Annotated in this window: 16 protein-coding genes; 13 read left to right on the top strand and 3 right to left on the bottom strand. The window is 63.9% G+C overall.

The features are described from left to right. Positions 1-56: 56 nt before the first annotated feature. Positions 57-1,874, top strand: coding sequence for a S8 family peptidase (locus ASC95_RS27775; RefSeq protein WP_082568177.1), 1,818 nt, complete (start codon positions 57-59; stop codon positions 1,872-1,874). Between the two features lie 81 nt (positions 1,875-1,955). On the opposite strand, the gene ASC95_RS27770 is transcribed toward ASC95_RS27775, so the two are convergent. Beyond that, a complete protein-coding gene (locus tag ASC95_RS27770) occupies positions 1,956-3,986 on the bottom strand; it encodes a M13 family metallopeptidase (RefSeq protein ID WP_057300942.1) in 2,031 nt (676 codons plus the stop codon). A 114-nt stretch (positions 3,987-4,100) separates the two neighbouring features. Between ASC95_RS27770 and pstS the strand changes: the two genes are divergently transcribed. The 3 genes from pstS to ubiE are packed head-to-tail and all read left to right on the top strand — an operon-like array spanning position 4,101 to position 6,300. Further along, entirely contained in the window at positions 4,101-5,144 is a 1,044-nt protein-coding gene (gene pstS / locus ASC95_RS27765; RefSeq protein ID WP_057300941.1) for a phosphate ABC transporter substrate-binding protein PstS, read from the top strand. Positions 5,145-5,158: 14 nt separating this feature from the next. Then, entirely contained in the window at positions 5,159-5,551 is a 393-nt protein-coding gene (locus tag ASC95_RS27760; RefSeq protein ID WP_057300940.1) for a gamma-butyrobetaine hydroxylase-like domain-containing protein, read from the top strand. A gap of 17 nt (positions 5,552-5,568) precedes the next feature. Beyond that, complete coding sequence (gene ubiE / locus ASC95_RS27755) at positions 5,569-6,300, top strand: bifunctional demethylmenaquinone methyltransferase/2-methoxy-6-polyprenyl-1,4-benzoquinol methylase UbiE (RefSeq protein WP_057300939.1); 732 nt, start codon at positions 5,569-5,571, stop codon at positions 6,298-6,300. Positions 6,301-6,452: 152 nt separating this feature from the next. Here ubiE and ASC95_RS30990 read toward each other — a convergent pair whose 3' ends face one another. Continuing rightward, the gene (locus tag ASC95_RS30990; RefSeq protein WP_157256541.1) at positions 6,453-7,265 is read right to left on the bottom strand and encodes a hypothetical protein; all 813 of its coding nucleotides are present in this window, start codon (positions 7,263-7,265) and stop codon (positions 6,453-6,455) included. 426 nt (positions 7,266-7,691) lie between these two features. After that, on the bottom strand, positions 7,692-8,255 hold the full coding sequence (locus ASC95_RS27750) for a PEP-CTERM sorting domain-containing protein (RefSeq protein ID WP_235538074.1): 564 nt from the start codon (positions 8,253-8,255) through the stop codon (positions 7,692-7,694). 269 nt (positions 8,256-8,524) lie between these two features. Between ASC95_RS27750 and ASC95_RS27745 the strand changes: the two genes are divergently transcribed. From ASC95_RS27745 to ASC95_RS27705, 9 genes are all read left to right on the top strand, one after another. Continuing rightward, positions 8,525-9,157: a PEP-CTERM sorting domain-containing protein gene (locus ASC95_RS27745; protein WP_157256540.1), complete on the top strand. Its 633-nt coding sequence runs from the start codon at positions 8,525-8,527 to the stop codon at positions 9,155-9,157. Positions 9,158-9,844: 687 nt separating this feature from the next. Next, on the top strand, positions 9,845-10,816 hold the full coding sequence (locus ASC95_RS27740; RefSeq protein WP_235538073.1) for an EpsD family peptidyl-prolyl cis-trans isomerase: 972 nt from the start codon (positions 9,845-9,847) through the stop codon (positions 10,814-10,816). Next, positions 10,813-11,652 carry a polysaccharide export protein EpsE gene (gene epsE, locus ASC95_RS27735; RefSeq protein ID WP_369820642.1) on the top strand — a complete coding sequence of 280 codons (840 nt, stop codon included), beginning with the start codon at positions 10,813-10,815 and terminating at the stop codon, positions 11,650-11,652. Before ASC95_RS27740 ends, epsE begins: the two co-directional genes overlap by 4 nt. Before the next feature lie 12 nt (positions 11,653-11,664). After that, positions 11,665-13,077 carry a chain length determinant protein EpsF gene (gene epsF, locus ASC95_RS27730; protein ID WP_057300935.1) on the top strand — a complete coding sequence of 471 codons (1,413 nt, stop codon included), beginning with the start codon at positions 11,665-11,667 and terminating at the stop codon, positions 13,075-13,077. Positions 13,078-13,083: 6 nt separating this feature from the next. Further along, the gene (locus tag ASC95_RS27725) at positions 13,084-13,974 is read left to right on the top strand and encodes a polysaccharide biosynthesis tyrosine autokinase (RefSeq protein WP_057300934.1); all 891 of its coding nucleotides are present in this window, start codon (positions 13,084-13,086) and stop codon (positions 13,972-13,974) included. 88 nt (positions 13,975-14,062) lie between these two features. Next, complete coding sequence (gene xrtB / locus ASC95_RS27720) at positions 14,063-14,896, top strand: exosortase B (protein WP_082568176.1); 834 nt, start codon at positions 14,063-14,065, stop codon at positions 14,894-14,896. Beyond that, positions 14,889-15,578, top strand: coding sequence for an exosortase-associated protein EpsI, B-type (gene epsI / locus ASC95_RS27715; RefSeq protein WP_082568175.1), 690 nt, complete (start codon positions 14,889-14,891; stop codon positions 15,576-15,578). Before xrtB ends, epsI begins: the two co-directional genes overlap by 8 nt. 9 nt (positions 15,579-15,587) lie before the next feature. After that, a complete protein-coding gene (gmd, locus tag ASC95_RS27710) occupies positions 15,588-16,712 on the top strand; it encodes a GDP-mannose 4,6-dehydratase (RefSeq protein ID WP_057300932.1) in 1,125 nt (374 codons plus the stop codon). A gap of 18 nt (positions 16,713-16,730) precedes the next feature. Further along, positions 16,731-17,705 carry a GDP-L-fucose synthase gene (locus ASC95_RS27705; RefSeq protein ID WP_057300931.1) on the top strand — a complete coding sequence of 325 codons (975 nt, stop codon included), beginning with the start codon at positions 16,731-16,733 and terminating at the stop codon, positions 17,703-17,705. The last annotated feature ends 7 nt before the right edge of the window (positions 17,706-17,712 follow it).

Genomic DNA, 17,712 nt, shown 5'->3' with positions numbered 1-17,712 from the left:
CCGCGGGCCGAGCCGGTGCGCCGTCCGCCACGGTGACTTTTCCGGAACCACCACAAATGAGTTTTGCTTTTGCCAACAAGAGAACCCTGCTCGCACTGGCCTGTGGCCTGCTGACGGCGGGTGCCAGCCAGGCTGGCGTATCCAACAGCCAGGTTGACGCGGGCGTTGCCAGCCTGGTGCGTGCCAGCAGTACCGACCGCCTCATCGTCAGCTACCGCGACGCCTCCCAGGTTGATGCCCAGGACGCCACCGTGCTGCGCGCCGTTGGCATCACTGCCAACGCACTGGAAGCTCGCCTGAATGCCGTCAACTCGACCCTGGCCCTGCGCGGCGCCAAGGCCCGCGTGCTGCGGCAGATGGGCACTGGCGCCCACATCTACAAGCTCGACAAGGCGCTCTCGCACGGCGAGATGCAGAGCCTGGCCAACCAGCTGAAGGCGGCCGACCCCAACATCGCCTACGCGGAACCAGACCGCAAGATGTACCCGATGTTCACGCCCAACGACACGAGCTACAGCTCCCAGTGGGACCTGTACGAGACGACCGGCGGCATCCGCGCCCCAGCGGCCTGGGACCTGTCCACCGGCTCGGGCGTCGTCGTGGCCGTCATCGACACCGGCTACCGCCCGCACGCCGACCTGTCCGGCCAGATCGTGGCCGGCTACGACATGATCAACGACACGGCCGTCTCCAACGACGGCTCTGCGCGCGACAGCGACCCGAGCGACCCAGGCGACTGGGTGGCCGCGGGCGAATGCGGCACCGGCGAGCCGGCCAGCAACTCCAGTTGGCACGGCACCCATGTGGCCGGCACCATTGCGGCCAAGACCAACAACGCCACCGGCGTGGCCGGCATCGCCTTCAACGCCAAGGTGCAGCCTGTTCGCGTGCTCGGCAAGTGCGGCGGCTACACCTCCGACATCGCCGACGGCATGGTCTGGGCTTCCGGCGGCAGTGTCTCGGGCCTGCCCACCAACGCGACGCCGGCCAAGGTCATCAACATGTCCCTGGGCGGCGGCGGCGCGTGCGACACGACCTCGCAGAACGCCATCAACAGCGCGCGTTCGCGCGGCACCAGCGTCATCGTCGCGGCCGGCAACGAGAACCAGAACGCAAGCAACTCCAACCCGGCGAACTGCTCCGGCGTGGTTGCCGTGGCGGCCACAGACCGCAATGGTGCCCGCGCCTACTACTCGAACTACGGCTCCATCGTGACACTGGCGGCACCCGGTGGTGATGTGCGCTCCAGCAGCAGCAACGGCATCCTCAGCACGCTGAACGCCGGTACCAAGGCGCCGGGTTCGGACAGCTATGCCTACTACCAGGGCACGTCCATGGCCACGCCCCACGTGGCCGGTGTCGTCGCACTGATGATGAGTGCCAAGCCGACCGCCACGCCCGACCAGATAAAGGCCGCGCTGATCAGCAGCGCCCGCGCCTTCCCCGGTAGCTGCTCGCAATGCGGCGCCGGCATCCTGGACGCGGCGGCTGCGGTGGCGGCCATCACGGGCACGGGCGGCCTGCCGACGGTCAACGAGACCGAGTCCAACGGCTCGATCTCGGCGGCCAACACCGTCTCGGCACCGGCCAACGTGGCCGGCACGATCAGCTCGACCAGCGACACGGACTACTTCAAGGTGACGCTGCCGGCCGGCAAGACGCTGTCCGCGACGCTGACCATGGGCAGCAGCAGCAATGATTTCGACCTCTACGTCAAGAACAGCTCCGGCACGACGCTGGCCAAGAGCGAGAAGGCGGCGGGGCAGGTCGACAGCGCGAGCTACGCCAATGGCGGCTCGGGCTCGGTGACGCTGTATGTGCAGGTGCTGCGCTACAGCGGTACCGGCGCGTACACGCTCAAGCTGCAGTGGTAAGCGGTTTGGTCTGTTGAATGGGGACGGGGCTTCGGCCCCGTTTTTTGTTGCCGGATGCTTTTGTCGGGCGCGAACCCCATCTCACCACACCGTCAGCGGATCGCTCGCCACCATCGCACTCTCCGCCTTGCACGAGAACGCCTGCGCGAAGTACGCCGTGTTGCTCATCGGCGTCAGCACGCGGTACTTGGCCGGCGAGTGCGGATCGGTTCGCACCTGGTTGATGAGGAACTCGGTGCGCACCTTGGATCGCCACACCAGCGCGTTGCTGATGAAGAAGCGTTGTGCCGGCGTGTAGCCGTCGATCTTCTTGTCAGCGCCACCGCTGCGCTTGAGCGCGCGCTGCAGGCCTTCGTAGGCGATAGGCAAACCCGACATGTCGGAGATGTTCTCGCCCAGCGTGAGTCGGCCGTTGATGTTGTAGCCGGGCAGCGGCGAGATTGCGGCGTAGCGGTCGGCCACCTTGTCGGCGCGGGCCTTGTAGCCGGCGGCGTCGGCCGGCGTCCACCAGTCGGTCAACGAGCCGATGGCGTCGAAGTTGCGCCCGCTGTCATCGAAGTGGTGGGTGATCTCGTGGCCGATGACCGCGCCGATGCCGCCGTAATTGGTCGCGTCGTCAGCCTTGGCGTCAAAAAACGGCGGCTGCAGGATGCCGGCCGGAAGGGTGATCTCGTTGAGGCCGCCCGCCTGCGCATTGACGATATGCGGCGCCATGCGCCAGCGCCCACGCTCCACCGGCGCATCCAAGTCCTTGACCTGCTGGCCGCTGTGCCACAGCGAGACCCTGAGCCAGTTGCCGGCATAGTCGTTGGCGCTGAGCTGCAAACCCTCGTATTGCGGCCACTTCTCGGGCGCACCGATCTTGGCCTGCATGTTGGCCAGCTTTTCCAGCGCCTTGGCCTTGGTGCCGGGCGTCATCCATTCCAGCTTCTCGATGCGCTCCTTCATGCTGGCGCGCACGTCTTCCACGAGCAGCCCCGCGCGCTTTTGTGCTTCGGGCGAGAAGGCGCGTGTGACGAACACTTCGCCCAGTGCCAGGCCCATCGGCTCGCCGCCGGTGCGCCCGCCGATCTGCAGGATGACGTCCTCACTGCGCGGCGGCGGGGCCTGCAGGCCGGTGATGGCCTTGCCGCGGTACTCGAACGAGGCCGTGGCGTAGGCCTTGGGCAGGCGGGTCGACAAGGTGTCCAGTACGCGCACCGCCAGGTAGCGGCGCCAGAGGTCCAGCGGCGCATCGGCGGCCAGCTTGGCCAAGCGGGTGGCAAATTCCGGCTGGCCCACGAGGAAGCGCTGCGGCGGCTTGGCGCCCGCGGTCAGCACGGCCAGATAGGCGCTCCAGTCCACCCCCGGTGCGGCTGCGGCCAATTCCGCCGGGCTCATCGGGTTGTAGCTGGCGTTCGGATCGCGCAGCCTGGCGCGCTCGCGGGTGGCCTCGGCCAGTTGAGCCTCGAAGCCGATCAGCGCGTCCAGCTCGGCATCGCCGGCCGGCCGGCCGGCGGTGGCGAGCAGGGTCTGGGCGAAGCTGCGGTAGGCGGCGCTGACTGCGCGTGTGCGCTCGTCGCTGCGGAAGTAGTCGTCACGGTCCGGCAGGCCCAGGCCCGACTGCGAAAGCGCCAGCACGTTGCGGCGCGTGTCCTTGCGGTCAGCCTGCACGCTGAAGTTCAGGGGCGCGTGTATGCCGCTGCGGTTCAGCAGTGCCAGCAGGGTCGGCAGGTCTTCGCGGCGCTGCAGGCCGTCAATCCGGTTCAGCAGCGGCGTGATCGAGCTGATGCCGCGCGCCTCGATGGCAGCGTCGTCCATGCCGCTGGAGAAATACGCCGCGATGAGCTTCAGGCCCGGTGAGTTCTGCAGCGCGGGCTTTTCGGCCAATTCCTTCAGCGCTCTGTCCAGCACCGCGTCGTTGTTCTGGCGCAGTTGATCGAAGTTGCCGATGCGGCCGCGGCTGGGGGGCACCTCGGTGGCGGCCTCCCAGTTGCCGTTTACGAAGGCGTAGAAGTCATCACAGGGGCTGACTTCCTTGGACAGGCCGCTCAGGTCTAGGGCTTGGACGGTGGCGGCCAGACCGAGCAAGGTGGCTGCAACGGCCAGGCGGTGACGGGTGAAACGGGGCATGGAGATGACGAGCTGGAAGCCGTGAAACTAGGAGATTAGAGCGGCCGCCGTCCTCGCGGGACGGAAGACACAGGGCATGATTGCGGGTTTTCACCAAGTCACCCGCTCCTGGTCATGCCCGTTTTCCTGCGCCCGATGCTGGCCCTCGCTGCCTCACTTCTGCTGTCCTCAGCGGCCTTCGCCCAGCCCGTGCAAGGGCAGGGCGCCACCTTTCCGTCCAAGGTCTACGAGACCTGGGCGCGCGCCTTCCAGAAGGCCGGCGGCGGCGCTGTTGCCTACAAGGGCACCGGCTCGGGCGACGGCATCAAGCAGATCGGCGCCCGCAAGGTGGACTTCGGCGGCACCGACGCGCCGCTGCCACCGTCCGAACTGGCCAAGCAGAAGCTCGTGCAGATCCCGATGCTGATCGGTGGCGTCGTGCCGGTCGTCCATCTGCCGCTGGCCGCGCCGCTGCAGCTCGACGGCGAGGTGCTGGCCGACATCTTCCAGGGCCGCATCAAGGTCTGGAACGATGGCCGCATCGCGGCGCTGAACCCAGGCGTCGGCCTGCCGAGCCTGGCGATCAAGCGCGTCGTGCGTGCGGAGAAATCGGGCACCACCGAGGGCTTCAGCCGCTATCTCGCGGGCGTTTCGGCCGCGTTCAAGAGCGATGTCGGCATCGGCCAACTGCCCGCCTGGCCGAGCGACCCACTGAAGGCGGAGGGCAACGACGGCATGGTGCAGACGCTGCGCGCCACGCCGGGGGCCATCGCCTATGTCTCCTACGACCGCATGCTGCGCGACAAGCTGGCCGCCGTGAAGCTGCGCAACGCGGCCGGCCGCTTCGTGCTGCCGACCGAGCAGGGCTTTCGCGCCGCCGTCCTGGAGAGCGACGTGCACCGCCAGGGCGACGACCTCGCCACGCTGCTGGACCGCCCGGGCAACGACGCCTGGCCGATCACCTTGACCAGCTTCGTGCTCGTGGATGCCGAACCCGCCACGGCGGCCAGGGCGCTGGGCGCGCTGAAGTTCCTCTACTGGTGCTTCATGCATGGCGACGACCTGACGCGTGGGACGGGCTTCGCGCCGCTGCCCATCAGCGTGCAGTCCCGCCTGGCGGCGCGTTTCACGCAGGTGCGCCCCAGGGACGGCCTGCTGCCGGCCTACCAGGCGTTCTGAGCGAAACTCGGCGGATGCCCGCTCCCACCGACCTTACCGTCCACCAGCACTCCCGCGTGCTGGAGATTGCCTTCGACGACGGCGCGCGCTTTCGCATCCCCTTCGAGCTGATGCGCGTCTACAGTCCTTCGGCCGAGGTCATGGGCCATGGCCCGGGCCAAGAAGTGCTGCAGACGGGCAAGCGCGACGTGGGCATCAGCAACCTGGAGCCGGTCGGCCACTACGCCGTGCGGCCCGAGTTCTCTGACGGCCACGCCAGCGGCCTGTTCACCTGGGACTATCTCTACAAGCTGGGCAGCCAGCAGGACGCCCTCTGGCTCGACTACGAGGCCCGCCTTGCCGCTGCTGGCAAGAGCCGCGACGACGCCATGCCTGTCAAAGGCGGCGGCAGCTGCCATTCGCATTGAATCCCGGCACTGAATCCATGACTCAAACCCATTTCGGTTTCCAGCAGGTCGACGAGAACGAGAAGGCCACCAAGGTCCGTGGCGTCTTCGACTCGGTCGCCTCCAAGTACGACCTAATGAATGACCTCATGTCGGCCGGCATGCACCGGGCCTGGAAGGCCTACACCGTGCAGGTCGCCAACCTGAAGCCGGGCGAGCGAGCCCTGGACATCGCCGGCGGCACCGGTGACCTGTCGCGCGCCTTCGCCCGCAAGGTCGGCGAGAACGGCCTCGTCGTGCACACCGACATCAATGAGGCCATGCTGCGCCAGGGCCGCGACCGGCTGCTGGACGAAGGCCTGATCCTGCCCACCAGCCTGGCCGACGCCGAGAAGCTGCCCTTCAAGAGCGAGAGCTTCGACCTCGTCAGCGTTGCCTTCGGCCTGCGCAACATGACGCACAAGGAGCAGGCCCTGGCCGAGATGTGCCGCGTGCTCAAGCCAGGCGGCCGGCTGCTAGTGCTGGAGTTCTCCCGCATCGCCGAGCCGCTGAAGAAGCCCTACGACTGGTACTCCTTCAACATCCTGCCCAAGCTGGGCTCGCTGTTCGCTGGCGACGCCGAGAGCTACAAATACCTGGCCGAGTCCATTCGCATGCATCCCGACCAGGCCACACTCAAGGCCATGATGAAGACGGCGGGCTTCGGTCATGTGGACGTGCACAACCTCAGCGCCGGCATCGTCGCCCTGCACGCCGGGATCAAGTGCTAAGACTTGCTGAATAGACAGCCATCAATGGCATGACCGGTTTTTGACAGAGGCTGGCTACTCCTGAACGGCGATTTGCTGGGGACGTGCGGCCGAATTCGTCCGTGGGAGTGTGTGCGCTTAGCCATGGCCCATGGACTTCCGGGCGACTACTCTCAACTGCTCGACGTGCTTCGCGATGCAGGTTTGTGACCGCACGTGCGGCGCACCCTTGTCGATGTCCCGAGCAGAAGTAAGCCGCAAGCAATGAGGCCCGCTGTCGTCGGTTCGGGGACTTCCGAAACAGTATGGTACGCATAAGTATTAAGATAGATAGACATCGGTTGTGATCTATTCCAATCGTTCTCCATCGTTACGGAGAGGGTCTTTTCGCGAATTTCCGAAAAGGTTAAGAGATTCCCCGGCGCAAAGTATTCGATCTTGTCCGATCCATATATTCCGGCGTAGACCCTGAGTTCTGCTCCGATTTCTGCTTGGTTGTAGTTCTCAGGGTGAATCATCGTCAAGTTCGAGAGAGCCTCAATTTTTCCTGTCGCGGATACTTTCAACAGGGTATTGGCGGAAACTTCCATATTTAATCGCCATGTTGTCCCAGACAACGCTTCCGGGTTCTCCCCGTACGCGATAACGTCGAGGTCGGAGTGGATGCTGGTGCGCGTCGCAAACGCTCCAATATTGCCTCCTTCAAAACTGTATTGACCCGATAGCGGGCCAGTTACCAAGGAGCGGTTAATCTCAGTAAATGCCCCGATATCTGACTTGAGCGTTTCGTTAATTTGGGCTGTGTGAAGGTGGATGCCGCCGGCGCCCCAACCATAACCAAAACTAATAGAGGGTGATATACCGTCGTTGAGGTCTAAGTCGATGAGTTCGAAGTTCAACCCGCTGATCGAGACGTGTGCATCGAAGTCCGCATGAGCGGACAGGCTGAGTACAAGAAGGCTGATTGCCGAGAGAGCACGTTTCATAGGAACCTCCGTGGAGTAGCTGCGGCGCAGCTAACTCCTTGGTAGGTTGGCTGAACTCATGCCGGGAACCAATCCCTAGGGAAGGTCTGCAAAACCCGTCCACGACGGTCGGTAAGGTTGCAAGCGCGTCGTGATGTGGAAGTCACGGGTTGATTGAGCCTCATCAGCGCCTGACGCGCCGCGAATTCGTTGCCCGCGGCGGCCTCCAGCCGGATCGCGGACGCGCTCATTCCGTCGCTCCCAGGAGTTGGCGTCGCACCATCCGCCCCGGCTCATAGAGCATGAAGCTGCCAGGGGCATCCAAGGCATCGAAATCAGCGAATGACTGCCCCGCTTCGGAAGGGTAATAGGGAGTGGCAAAGGCCGGCAACAGCGTCGCCGAAAGCGTGGCAATGACTGCAATTAGACCAAGCAGCTTGGTGCGCCTTACGGACGACGAGCGCGCCAGGCAATAGCAGCAAGACCGCTGCCGAATATCAACATTGTTCCTGGCTCTGGCACAGACGGTAGCGGATCCACAGCGAACTGCGCATCCAAGTTGGCAAGGGGAGCCGTGCTGGACCAAACCCCCCCAGCGTTCGTGTTGCCGTACTGAACTTCATAGAACTGCGCAGCGAAATCGAAAGTCGCTGGAATGCCCCATGGATGGTGCGCCGCAGTCCAAAAGGACAGCGAATGGAAATTTATCTGAGCTTGCGCGTTGAGGCTCCATCGAATCGGTTGACCGGCTGCGTCAGTCGTCAAGCTGAAGCGCACGTACTTGTCCGCGCCCGAGTTGGTCAGCTCTCCAATGTTGACCTGACCCATGCTCCAGCTGAGCAGCTCAGTTCCGTCGTCAGTGAGCGTCAGCGACGCGTAGACACCGGGTTTGATGTAGCCCTCCTCAGGATTCCCCTCGTCGCGCAATGGGTTGCCCATGTAGGTGTAGGTCACTGACGCGGCCGCGGTGAGCGTCGACGTTGCAAGAAGTGCAGCAGCGAAATGTTTCAAGGGATTCATTGAGCGAGCCCAGAGTTGAGGAGCTAGATTCTTGTTTCTAACTCCTCGATCAAGCGATCCCTAAGGAAGCACTTATCTCCATCCCACGAATCGGAATAAACGGCGCCAACCTGATAAATCGCGGGCCGGCAATCAAATATGCGTTTGGACTGATCCGCAAGGAAGGGAACATAGGCCTGACGGCGACTCAACAGTTAGGTGTAGACAAGCTTCATTAGGAGTTCAGACTGATTGGCTCACCCGCCTTGTCGGAGACTTTCATGAATGAGCTTCGTTGTGCCCTCCGTCGAGCGGCGGCTTTGATGGCCCTCGCCGTCACATCCCTCCCCGCCCTCGCCACTTGGCACCCCATCACCGAGGGCGAATACTTTGCGGACTACGACGCCCCCGGCGCGCCGCTAAGCTTCAACGTCTTTTCAGCCGGCATCTACGATCCCACGGTCAACTTCGTCGGGTATGTCGACTGGCAGGGCGACACGTCCGACACGATCTACTTCAATATCGGCTATCCAGGCAGCGTAGGCTATGCGCTGCGGCAATTTCGAGCCAGCTTCGCGACCCACCCGAGCCCCGCCTCAGGCAATCTGGGCCTGCATCTGCTGCTGCGCTCGGCTGCGTCGCCAAGCCAGCCGATTCTTTCAACGGACGTCATGGCCGGGCCGTCGGGCGGCGCCGGCATCACGGACGATACGCTGCAGCTGAACTCCGGTGAGCTCTACGCGCTGACCATCAGCTCTATCGGCTCGGCCAATTCCGGCGTCGTGGGGACCTATTACGTGGGGCTTTCGATCACCGAACCCGTGCCAGAACCCGCAAGCTGGGCGCTGCTGCTGCCCGGCATCGCCTTGCTGGCCCATGCGGCGCGTCGGCGCGCGCGCTCCCATCACGTTTGAACTCGCGGCGGCGTGCGCATTACCTAGATTGAGTGCCGGCGCTCAATCCGCAGATCTACGCCAACCTGGCATCCAAGGGCTGCGCGAAGAGCGCGCGACGCTGCAGTCGCCAACTCCATTCAAGGCTGACCGGGGCTATCAAAACACTGGCGTGCAGCTCATGGGCACTGGATTTGCCTGTGATCGTCGATAGGTCGAAATCTCGGTTTGCGCTGCGTTGACACGCAGTTCCTGGGGGGTTGGCGATCACCGCCGATGGCCACCAACGACTTTTTCGCGCGCCTGCAGCAGACGATCATGCGCCGCGCGCTGGCAGTGCTGGTCACGTCCATGCCGTTGACGCAGATCTCTGCGGCGCGTTGCAGTGACGCGTGACTGTGGGTCTGTCGTCTATCCTTGGCCCTCCGTCAGTCTGCATGGTGGGCGTCGGCATGCATGTGGGGAGCATCCGTTACGACAAGCTGCCGGCCTGAGGACGCCCCCCCAAGAACGTGGGGGCACGGGAACTTGCTGCTTGAATTCGCTCTAAGTCTGAGCCGCTGACGAAGCCGGTATCGGCTTCGTGCTGGCCCTAGAAGCGACATATCCCGCCGCTACACTCGTCCGCGCTTTTGGACGGGGATCTTTCCTCTACATAACAAGGACCTTCATCAGATGGCAACGCGACTCATCAATCACCGGGCTTGCTTGCTGCTCACCCTCGTTGCAGCTGCGGCGCTGCTGACAGCCTGCGGCGGCGACAAGGGTGACAAGGCGTCTCAGACCGCTGCCAAGGTCAACAAGGAAGAGATCACCGTCCACCAGATCAACTTCGTACTGCAGCGCCAGCAGGGACTCAAGCCCGAGCAGGCCGAGGCAGCCAGCCGCCAAGTGCTGGAGCGTCTCATCGACCAGGAACTGGCGGTCCAGAAGGCGCAGGAACAAAAGCTCGACCGCGACCCGCGCGTCGTGCAGCAGATGGAAGCCGCCAAGCGCGAGATCATTGCCCGGGCTTACGCCGAGCGCGTTGGCGAAAGCGTTGCCAAGCCCAGCAACGAAGAAATTGCCAAGTACTACAACGACAAGCCGGCCCTGTTCAAGGACCGCCGCATCTACAGTCTGCAGGAACTGCAGATCGAGGCCAAGCCGGAGCAGTTCGAGGCCATCCGCGCCAAGCTAGCTGCCGCCAAGAACCTCAACGAGTTCGCCGAGTACCTGAAGTCCGCCGACATCCGCTTCAACGGCAACCAGGCCGTGCGCGCCGCTGAACAATTGCCGCTGGCCGGCCTGGACGCCATTGCCAAGATGAAAGACGGCGACTCCGTGGTCAGCCCAAGCCCCAACGGGTTGACGGTGCTCTTCCTCGTCGGCTCACGCAGCCAACCCGTGGATGAGGCCCGCGCCCGCCCGGCCATCGAAGCCTTCCTGCTGAACCAGCGCAAGGCCGAAGTCGTGCAGAAGGACATCAAGGCGCTGCGTGACAGTTCCAAGATCGAATACGTCGGCAAGTTCGCGCAGGCAGCGTCGGCGGCTGGCGGTGTGACCCCCGCGGCAATTGCGCCGGTCGATCTCGCGCCGTCGGCTGTGGCAGTGCCAACACCCGCTCCCGCTCCCGCTCCTGCCCCCGCGGCAAGCGGCATGGACGCTGCCACCATTTCCAAAGGTATGGGCCTGAAATGATGCAATCACTCCGTTTTTCGGCAATGGCTTCTGGCTTGCTCCTGGGGCTTGGCGTAGCGTTTTCATCTGCCGCCACTGCTCAGACCGCGCCCGCAGCACCGGCCGCGGCTGCCGAGTACCGTCTTGGTGCAGGCGACGTGGTGCGGATCAACGTCTATCAGAATCCCGATCTCACGCTAGAAGCCCGCGTTTCGGAGACGGGGGTCATTTCCTATCCCCTGTTGGGCAACATCCAGATCGGTGGTCTGGGCGTTTCCGCGGCGGAACGCCTCATTGCTGACGGCCTGAAAAAGGGTAATTTCGTCAAGCAGCCGCAGGTCAGTTTGGCACTGCTGCAGGTGCGCGGCAATCAGGTCAGCGTGCTGGGCCAGGTCAATCGCCCCGGCCGCTACCCGCTCGAAGTTGCGGACACCCGCCTGACCGATCTGCTCGCTACGGCCGGCGGTGTCGCCGCGACCGGCGGCGAGGTGTTGGTCATTACGGGCACCCGTGACCGGAAACCTTTCAGGACTGAGCTGGAATTGCCGAGTCTGTTTGCGCCGAATGGGCGAAGTCAGGATTTCGTGCTTCAGAACGGCGATGTGATCTGGGTTGATCGCTTTCCGCTGCTGTACATCTATGGCGAAGTCCAGCGGCCGGGCCAAATACGCCTGGACCGCGGCATGACACTGATGCAGGCCTTGGCTGCCGGCGGCGGCCTCAATCAGCGTGGCACTGAACGCGGCATTCGCGTTCACCGCAAGGGTGCTGACGGAAAGGTCCAGGTGCTGCAGCCGAGCATGGACGAACCACTGAAGGACGGCGACATCGTCTACGTCCGTGAGAGCCTTTTCTAAAGCCGGGGCGTTATGACTTTCAGTCAATTCATTTCCATCCTCCGGGCCCGCCGGCTCCTCTTCATCGCGGTGCTGCTTGCGGTTCTCGTGCCCGTGGTCGTGGCGAGTCTCCTCTGGCCCAAGAAGTATGTGGGCTCCGCCAGCGTGGTCGTGGACATCAAGCCCGATCCCATCAGCGGTCTGAGTCAAGCGCTGATCAATCCTGGCCTGCTCGCGACCCAGGTCGACATCATCTCCAGCGAGCGTGTCGCGCGACGCGTGATCCGTTCTCTGAAGCTGACCGAGGTGCCATCGATCCGCGATGACTGGCAGAGCGACACGAATGGTGAAGTCGACCTCGAAACCTGGCTGGTCGTTCTGCTGCAAAAGCAGCTCGATGTGAAGCCCGCCCGTGAATCGAGCGTGATCAGCATCGAGTACAGCGCGCCGGAGCCGAAGTTCGCCGCCGGCATGGCCAACGCCTTTGCGCAGGCCTATCTTGATACCGTGCTGGACCTTCGCGTCGACCCGGCCAAGCAATTCAACACCTTCTTCGACGCCCGCGCCAAGGATGCGCGTGACGTGCTTGAAAAAGCACAGAACCGTCTGAGCGAATTCCAGCGGCAAAGCGGCGTGGTGATGACCGATGAGCGCATGGATATCGAGAACCAGCGTCTCAACGAGCTCAGCAGCCAGTATGTGTTGGTGCAGTCGCTGTCCGCAGAGTCGGGCAGCCGCCAGTCCCAGGCGGCCGGCGGTGCGGCCGACAAGATGCAGGAGATCAACAGCCATCCCGTTGTGGCCGCCTTGCGTGCCGACCTGTCTCGTGCCGAGGCCCGACTGCAGGAGCTCAACGCCAAGTTTGGCGACAGGCATCCGCAGGTGGTTGAACTCAAGGCCAACATCAACGAGTTGCGCAGCCGCATGGAAACCGAGATCAGGCGACTCACCGCGGGTGTCGGCGTCACCAACACTATCACGCGCCAGCGCGAGGCGCAGGTTCGCGCCGAACTCGACGCGCAGCGCGCCAAGGTGCTGAAGATGAAGCAGGTGCGCGACGAAGGCATGCTGATCCAGCGGGATGTGGAGGCTGCGCAGCGTGCTTTCGAGCAAATTCAGATGCGCCTGACCCAGACCAGCTTGGAGAGCCAGGTCACGTCCACCAATATCAGCCTGCTCACGCCTGCCTCGCCGCCGCCCAAGCACTCGAGCCCGAAGCCGGTCCTGAACACCATCCTTGGCCTGTTCTTCGGCCTGCTCATCGCGACCGGCTGTGTGTTGGTCGCCGAGCTGCGCAATCGGCGGGTTCGTGATGTCAGCGACATCACCGATGTGCTCCGGCTGCCCGTGCTCGGGATGTTGCCGGGGACGAATGCAAAAGCGCGCAAGTCCGGCAAGGCTTTTGGCCTGCGCAGGGGTTTGATTGGCCACACGAGCAAGGCGTGAAGATTCATGAACCAGCCTGACAACAACACGCAAACGGCCAACGCCCCGCAAGGGGTGCTTCACGACCAAAGCATTGGTCGGATCATCGCCGCGGCCAACAAGCTGACGGCAGAGCAAGTCGAGCAGATCCTGGCGCACCAGAAGAAGCTGGGCGTGCGTTTCGGTGAAGCTGCCGTGGCACTCGGCCTTGCCAACGGCGAAGACGTGATGTGGGCGCTGAGCCAGCAGTTCCACTACCCCTATGCGCCGGGCAGTGCCACGCAGCTGAGCCCCGAGCTCGTGCTGGCCAGCAAGCCCTTCAGCGAGCAGGCCGAGGCCTTCCGCATCCTGCGCAGCCAGATCAACGTGCGGTTGTTCGCCGCGGGCCAGCAAAAACGCGCGATCGCCGTGATCAGTCCGGAGCAGGGCGACGGCAAGAGCTTCTTTGCTGCCAACATGGCCGTGGCGTTGAGCCAGCTTGGGGGCCGCACGCTGCTGGTGGACGCCGACATGCGCAATCCGCGCCAGCACGAGATCTTCGGCCTGCCCGAACCGCGTGCCGGCTTGTCCGGCATCCTGTCCGGCCGCTCCGAAGCGAACGTCATCCGCACCATTCCTGACCTTCCCAGCCTGTTCGTGATGCCCGTGGGCACCATTCCCCCGAATCCGACCGAACTGCTGGAGCGGCCCGCATTCGGTTTGCTGATGAAGGAAGTGCTCAGCAAGTTCGACTACGTCATCGTCGACACCCCAGCGGCGGAACTCGGTGCTGACGGCGCCATTGCGGCGGCGCACTGCGGTGCGGCCCTGGTGATGACGCGCAAGGACGCCACTCGCGTCGCTGCCGTCCAGGACCTGGTGGACAGCCTGGCAAACGGCCCAGCCGAATTGGCAGGCGTCGTTCTCAACGCGCACTGAAGGCAGGAGTGGGCCGGGCAAGTGGCCGCATAGGGGCATTTTGGTGACTGCGATCCGGAACATCCTGCGAGACAGGCAGGGCGATTTGATGCTCGGCCTGGGAATCCTGCTGTTGCTGATTCCTACCTATGTCGACCTTGAAAGGGTCGTCTGGGCGTCTGACGATCAAGGCCATGGGCCGATCATCATCGCCGTGGCGGCATGGCTGCTGTGGCGGCTGAGAGAGCGCCTGTTTGCACTCCCGGTTGCGCCGTCCAACGTTGGCGGCGGCATCTTGTTGGCCAGCGCCTTGGCGATCTACGCGCTGGGGCGTTCGCAGAGCATCGTCCAGCTGGAAGCCGGCAGCCATATCCTGATCCTGGCGGCCGCACTGTTGCTATGGCGAGGCCCGGCAGCGCTGAAGATGGCCTGGTTTCCGCTGTTTTTCCTGATCTTCATGGTGCCGCTGCCGGGCGTGTTCGTGCAGGCAATGACCGTGCCGCTGAAGTCCGCCGTGTCCTATGTGGCCGAAGCGCTGCTGCACAGCTTCAATTACCCGGTGGCGCGCGCCGGCGTGGTCATTCAGGTGGGCCAATACCAGCTGCTGGTTGCGGATGCCTGTGCCGGCCTGAACTCCATGTTCACGCTCGAGTCACTGGGCTTGCTTTACATGAACATCGTTTCGCACGCATCGCGCTGGCGCAACATCCTGCTGGCAATTCTCATCATCCCCATTTCGTTCGTTGCCAACGTGGTGCGAGTGGTCATCCTCATCCTCGTCACCTACCACTTCGGCGACGCGGCCGGGCAAGGCTTCGTGCACGGATTCGCCGGCATGGTGCTCTTCCTGGTCGCGCTGACGCTCATCCTCGCGGTGGACACACTGCTGGGCCGGTTCGACGCCGCCTCGCTGACGAAACGACAAGGAGCCGTGCATGCCTGAGCCCTTGATGACCCGGCGCCGTGGCGTGATCCTTTTGGGCGCCATGGCCGGCACGGCGTGGGCATCCGAAGCCATGAAGCCGACGCAGCGCCTGTCGCTCACCAAGGCGCCCATCCTGCTGGAGCAGCAGGTGCCGCGCGTCCTCGACGGCTGGGCCGTCGATGCCAGCATCATTCCTCTGCTGCCCGATGCGTCGCTGCAGGCCCGGCTCGATGTGCTGTATTCGCAACTGCTCGCGCGCACCTACGTCAACAGGGCGGGGCAGCGCGTCATGCTGTCCATTGCTTACGGCGCCGACCAGAGTTCCGAGGCCACGGCCGTGCATCGGCCCGAGTTTTGCTACAGCGCACAGGGGTTCCGTGTGCGGGGCGCCGGTCGACACATATTGAGCTTTGGCGCACAGCAGGTCCAGGTTCAGCGCCTCATCGGGGAAATGGGCGGGCGCTTCGAGCCCATCACCTATTGGGTGACGCTCGACGAGCACGCCACCTTGCCCGGCCTGTCCCGCAAGCTGGATCAGCTTCGTTTCGGCCTGAAGGGCCAGATCCCCGACGGCATGTTGCTGCGGGTTTCGACGGTCGGGCTGCCACAGGAGCAGTCGTTTGCCGTCCAGCAGGAGTTTCTCGAAACGCTGTACAGAGCGATCTCACCTTCGGTTCGATCGCGTTATTTTGGAAGTTAAGGAACTTTGATGTCTACGAATAGGAAAGTCGCACTGATCACCGGCGTGACGGGCCAAGATGGTGCCTACCTCGCCGAGCTTCTGTTGTCCAAGGGCTATGAAGTGCACGGCATCAAGCGCCGCGCCTCGTCCTTCAACACCGATCGCGTCGACCACCTCTACCAGGACCCGCACGTCGACAACCAGCGCTTCAAGCTCCACTACGGCGACCTGACCGACAGCACCAACCTGATCCGCATCGTCCAGGAAGTGCAACCCGATGAGGTCTACAACCTGGGCGCGATGAGCCATGTGGCCGTCAGCTTCGAGAGCCCCGAGTACACCGCCGATGCCGACGGCATGGGCACGCTGCGCTTGCTGGAAGCCATCCGCATCCTGGGCCTGGAGAAGAAGACTCGCTTCTATCAAGCGTCCACCTCCGAGCTGTACGGCCTCGTGCAGGAAATCCCGCAGAAGGAGACCACGCCCTTCTACCCGCGCAGCCCTTACGCGGTGGCCAAGATGTATGCCTACTGGATCACGGTCAACTACCGTGAGGCCTACGGCATGTACGCCTGCAACGGCATCCTCTTCAATCACGAGAGCCCGCGCCGCGGCGAGACCTTCGTTACCCGCAAGATCACCCGCGCCATCTCCCGCATTGCGCTGGGTCTGCAGGACTGCCTGTACCTCGGCAACATGAGCGCGCTGCGCGACTGGGGTCACGCCAAGGATTACGTCGAGATGCAGTGGCTGATGCTGCAGCAGGACGTCGCCGACGACTTCGTCATCGCCACCGGCGTGCAGTACAGCGTGCGCCAGTTCGTCGAGTTCGCCGCTGGTGAACTCGGCGTCAGTCTGGCGTTCGAAGGCGAAGGCGACAAGGAAGTCGGCCGCGTCACGAAGGTCACCGGCGACAAAGCCAAGTGCAAGGTCGGCGACGTCATCGTGCGAGTCGACCCGCGCTACTACCGCCCCACCGAAGTCGAGACCCTGCTGGGTGACCCCACCAAGGCCAAGGAAAAGCTCGGTTGGGTGCCCAAGACGACGCTGCGCGAGCTGGTCGCCGAGATGGTGCAGGCCGACTACACAGCCGCCCGCCGCGACAGCCTCGTCAAGATGGCCGGCTTTCAGGCCTACGACTACAACGAGTGATCGGCGGACTCACCTCTCATGGAAAAGAACGCCAAGATCTACGTCGCCGGCCACCGGGGCCTGGTGGGTTCCGCCATCGTGCGCAACCTGCGCCAGGCGGGCTATGACAACCTGGTGCTGCGCACTCATGCCGAACTTGACCTGACCCGTCAGGCCGACACCGAGGCCTTCTTCGCCCAGGAGAAGCCCGACTATGTCTTCCTCGCGGCCGCCAAGGTCGGCGGCATCCTCGCCAACAACATCTACCCGGGCGAGTTCATCCGCGACAACCTCGCCATCCAGGCCAACATCATCCACGCCGCCTACCTCAACCAGGTGCGGCGCCTGATGTTCCTGGGCTCGAGCTGCATCTACCCGAAGTTGGCGCCGCAGCCCATGAACGAAGCCTCGCTGCTGACCGGCCCGCTGGAACCGACCAACCGGCCCTATGCGCTGGCCAAGATCGCCGGCATCGAAATGTGCTGGAGCTACAACCGGCAGTACGGCACCAAGTACCTGTCGGCGATGCCGACCAATCTCTACGGGCCGGGTGACAACTACCACCCCGAGAACAGCCACGTCATTCCGGCGCTGCTGCGCAAGTTCCACGAAGCCAAGCTGGCCCAGGCCAAGCAGGTCGTCGTCTGGGGCACCGGCACGCCGCGCCGCGAGTTCATGTACAGCGAAGACATGGCCGCGGCTTGCATCCACCTGATGCAACTGCCCGATGACCGCTACGAAAGCATGCTCGGCAGCGACGAATCCAAGACCGGCAAGTTCGAGCCGCCGCTGGTCAACATCGGTGTCGGCCACGACGTGACCATCGCCGAACTGGCCGCGACGGTGCAGCGCGTTGTCGGCTACGAGGGCGAGATCGTCTTCGACACCACCAAGCCCGATGGCACGCCGCGCAAGCTGATGGACGTGAGCCGGCTTGCTGGCATGGGCTGGCAGGCTCGCACCAGCCTCGCCGACGGCCTGGCTGTCGCCTACGCAGAGTTCGCGGCGCAGTAAGGGCTGC

The organism is Pelomonas sp. Root1217 (assembly GCF_001425705.1).
Taxonomy (GTDB): Bacteria; Pseudomonadota; Gammaproteobacteria; order Burkholderiales; family Burkholderiaceae_C; genus Pelomonas.
This window is presented reverse-complemented; position numbering and strand designations above follow the sequence as displayed.

What these genes read in the sequence shown, in the direction of transcription:
- gmd (WP_057300932.1), top strand. Translation starts at nt 15,588, where the DNA reads ATGTCTACGAATAGGAAAGTCGCACTGATCACCGGCGTGACGGGCCAA.
- xrtB (WP_082568176.1), top strand. Translation starts at nt 14,063, where the DNA reads ATGCTCGGCCTGGGAATCCTGCTGTTGCTGATTCCTACCTATGTCGAC.
- pstS (WP_057300941.1), top strand. Translation starts at nt 4,101, where the DNA reads ATGCCCGTTTTCCTGCGCCCGATGCTGGCCCTCGCTGCCTCACTTCTG.
- ASC95_RS27725 (WP_057300934.1), top strand. Translation starts at nt 13,084, where the DNA reads ATGAACCAGCCTGACAACAACACGCAAACGGCCAACGCCCCGCAAGGG.
- epsE (WP_369820642.1), top strand. Translation starts at nt 10,813, where the DNA reads ATGATGCAATCACTCCGTTTTTCGGCAATGGCTTCTGGCTTGCTCCTG.
- epsI (WP_082568175.1), top strand. Translation starts at nt 14,889, where the DNA reads ATGCCTGAGCCCTTGATGACCCGGCGCCGTGGCGTGATCCTTTTGGGC.
- ASC95_RS27760 (WP_057300940.1), top strand. Translation starts at nt 5,159, where the DNA reads ATGCCCGCTCCCACCGACCTTACCGTCCACCAGCACTCCCGCGTGCTG.
- ASC95_RS27775 (WP_082568177.1), top strand. Translation starts at nt 57, where the DNA reads ATGAGTTTTGCTTTTGCCAACAAGAGAACCCTGCTCGCACTGGCCTGT.
- ASC95_RS30990 (WP_157256541.1), bottom strand. Translation starts at nt 7,265, where the DNA reads ATGAAACGTGCTCTCTCGGCAATCAGCCTTCTTGTACTCAGCCTGTCC.
- ubiE (WP_057300939.1), top strand. Translation starts at nt 5,569, where the DNA reads ATGACTCAAACCCATTTCGGTTTCCAGCAGGTCGACGAGAACGAGAAG.
- ASC95_RS27745 (WP_157256540.1), top strand. Translation starts at nt 8,525, where the DNA reads ATGAATGAGCTTCGTTGTGCCCTCCGTCGAGCGGCGGCTTTGATGGCC.
- epsF (WP_057300935.1), top strand. Translation starts at nt 11,665, where the DNA reads ATGACTTTCAGTCAATTCATTTCCATCCTCCGGGCCCGCCGGCTCCTC.
- ASC95_RS27705 (WP_057300931.1), top strand. Translation starts at nt 16,731, where the DNA reads ATGGAAAAGAACGCCAAGATCTACGTCGCCGGCCACCGGGGCCTGGTG.
- ASC95_RS27770 (WP_057300942.1), bottom strand. Translation starts at nt 3,986, where the DNA reads ATGCCCCGTTTCACCCGTCACCGCCTGGCCGTTGCAGCCACCTTGCTC.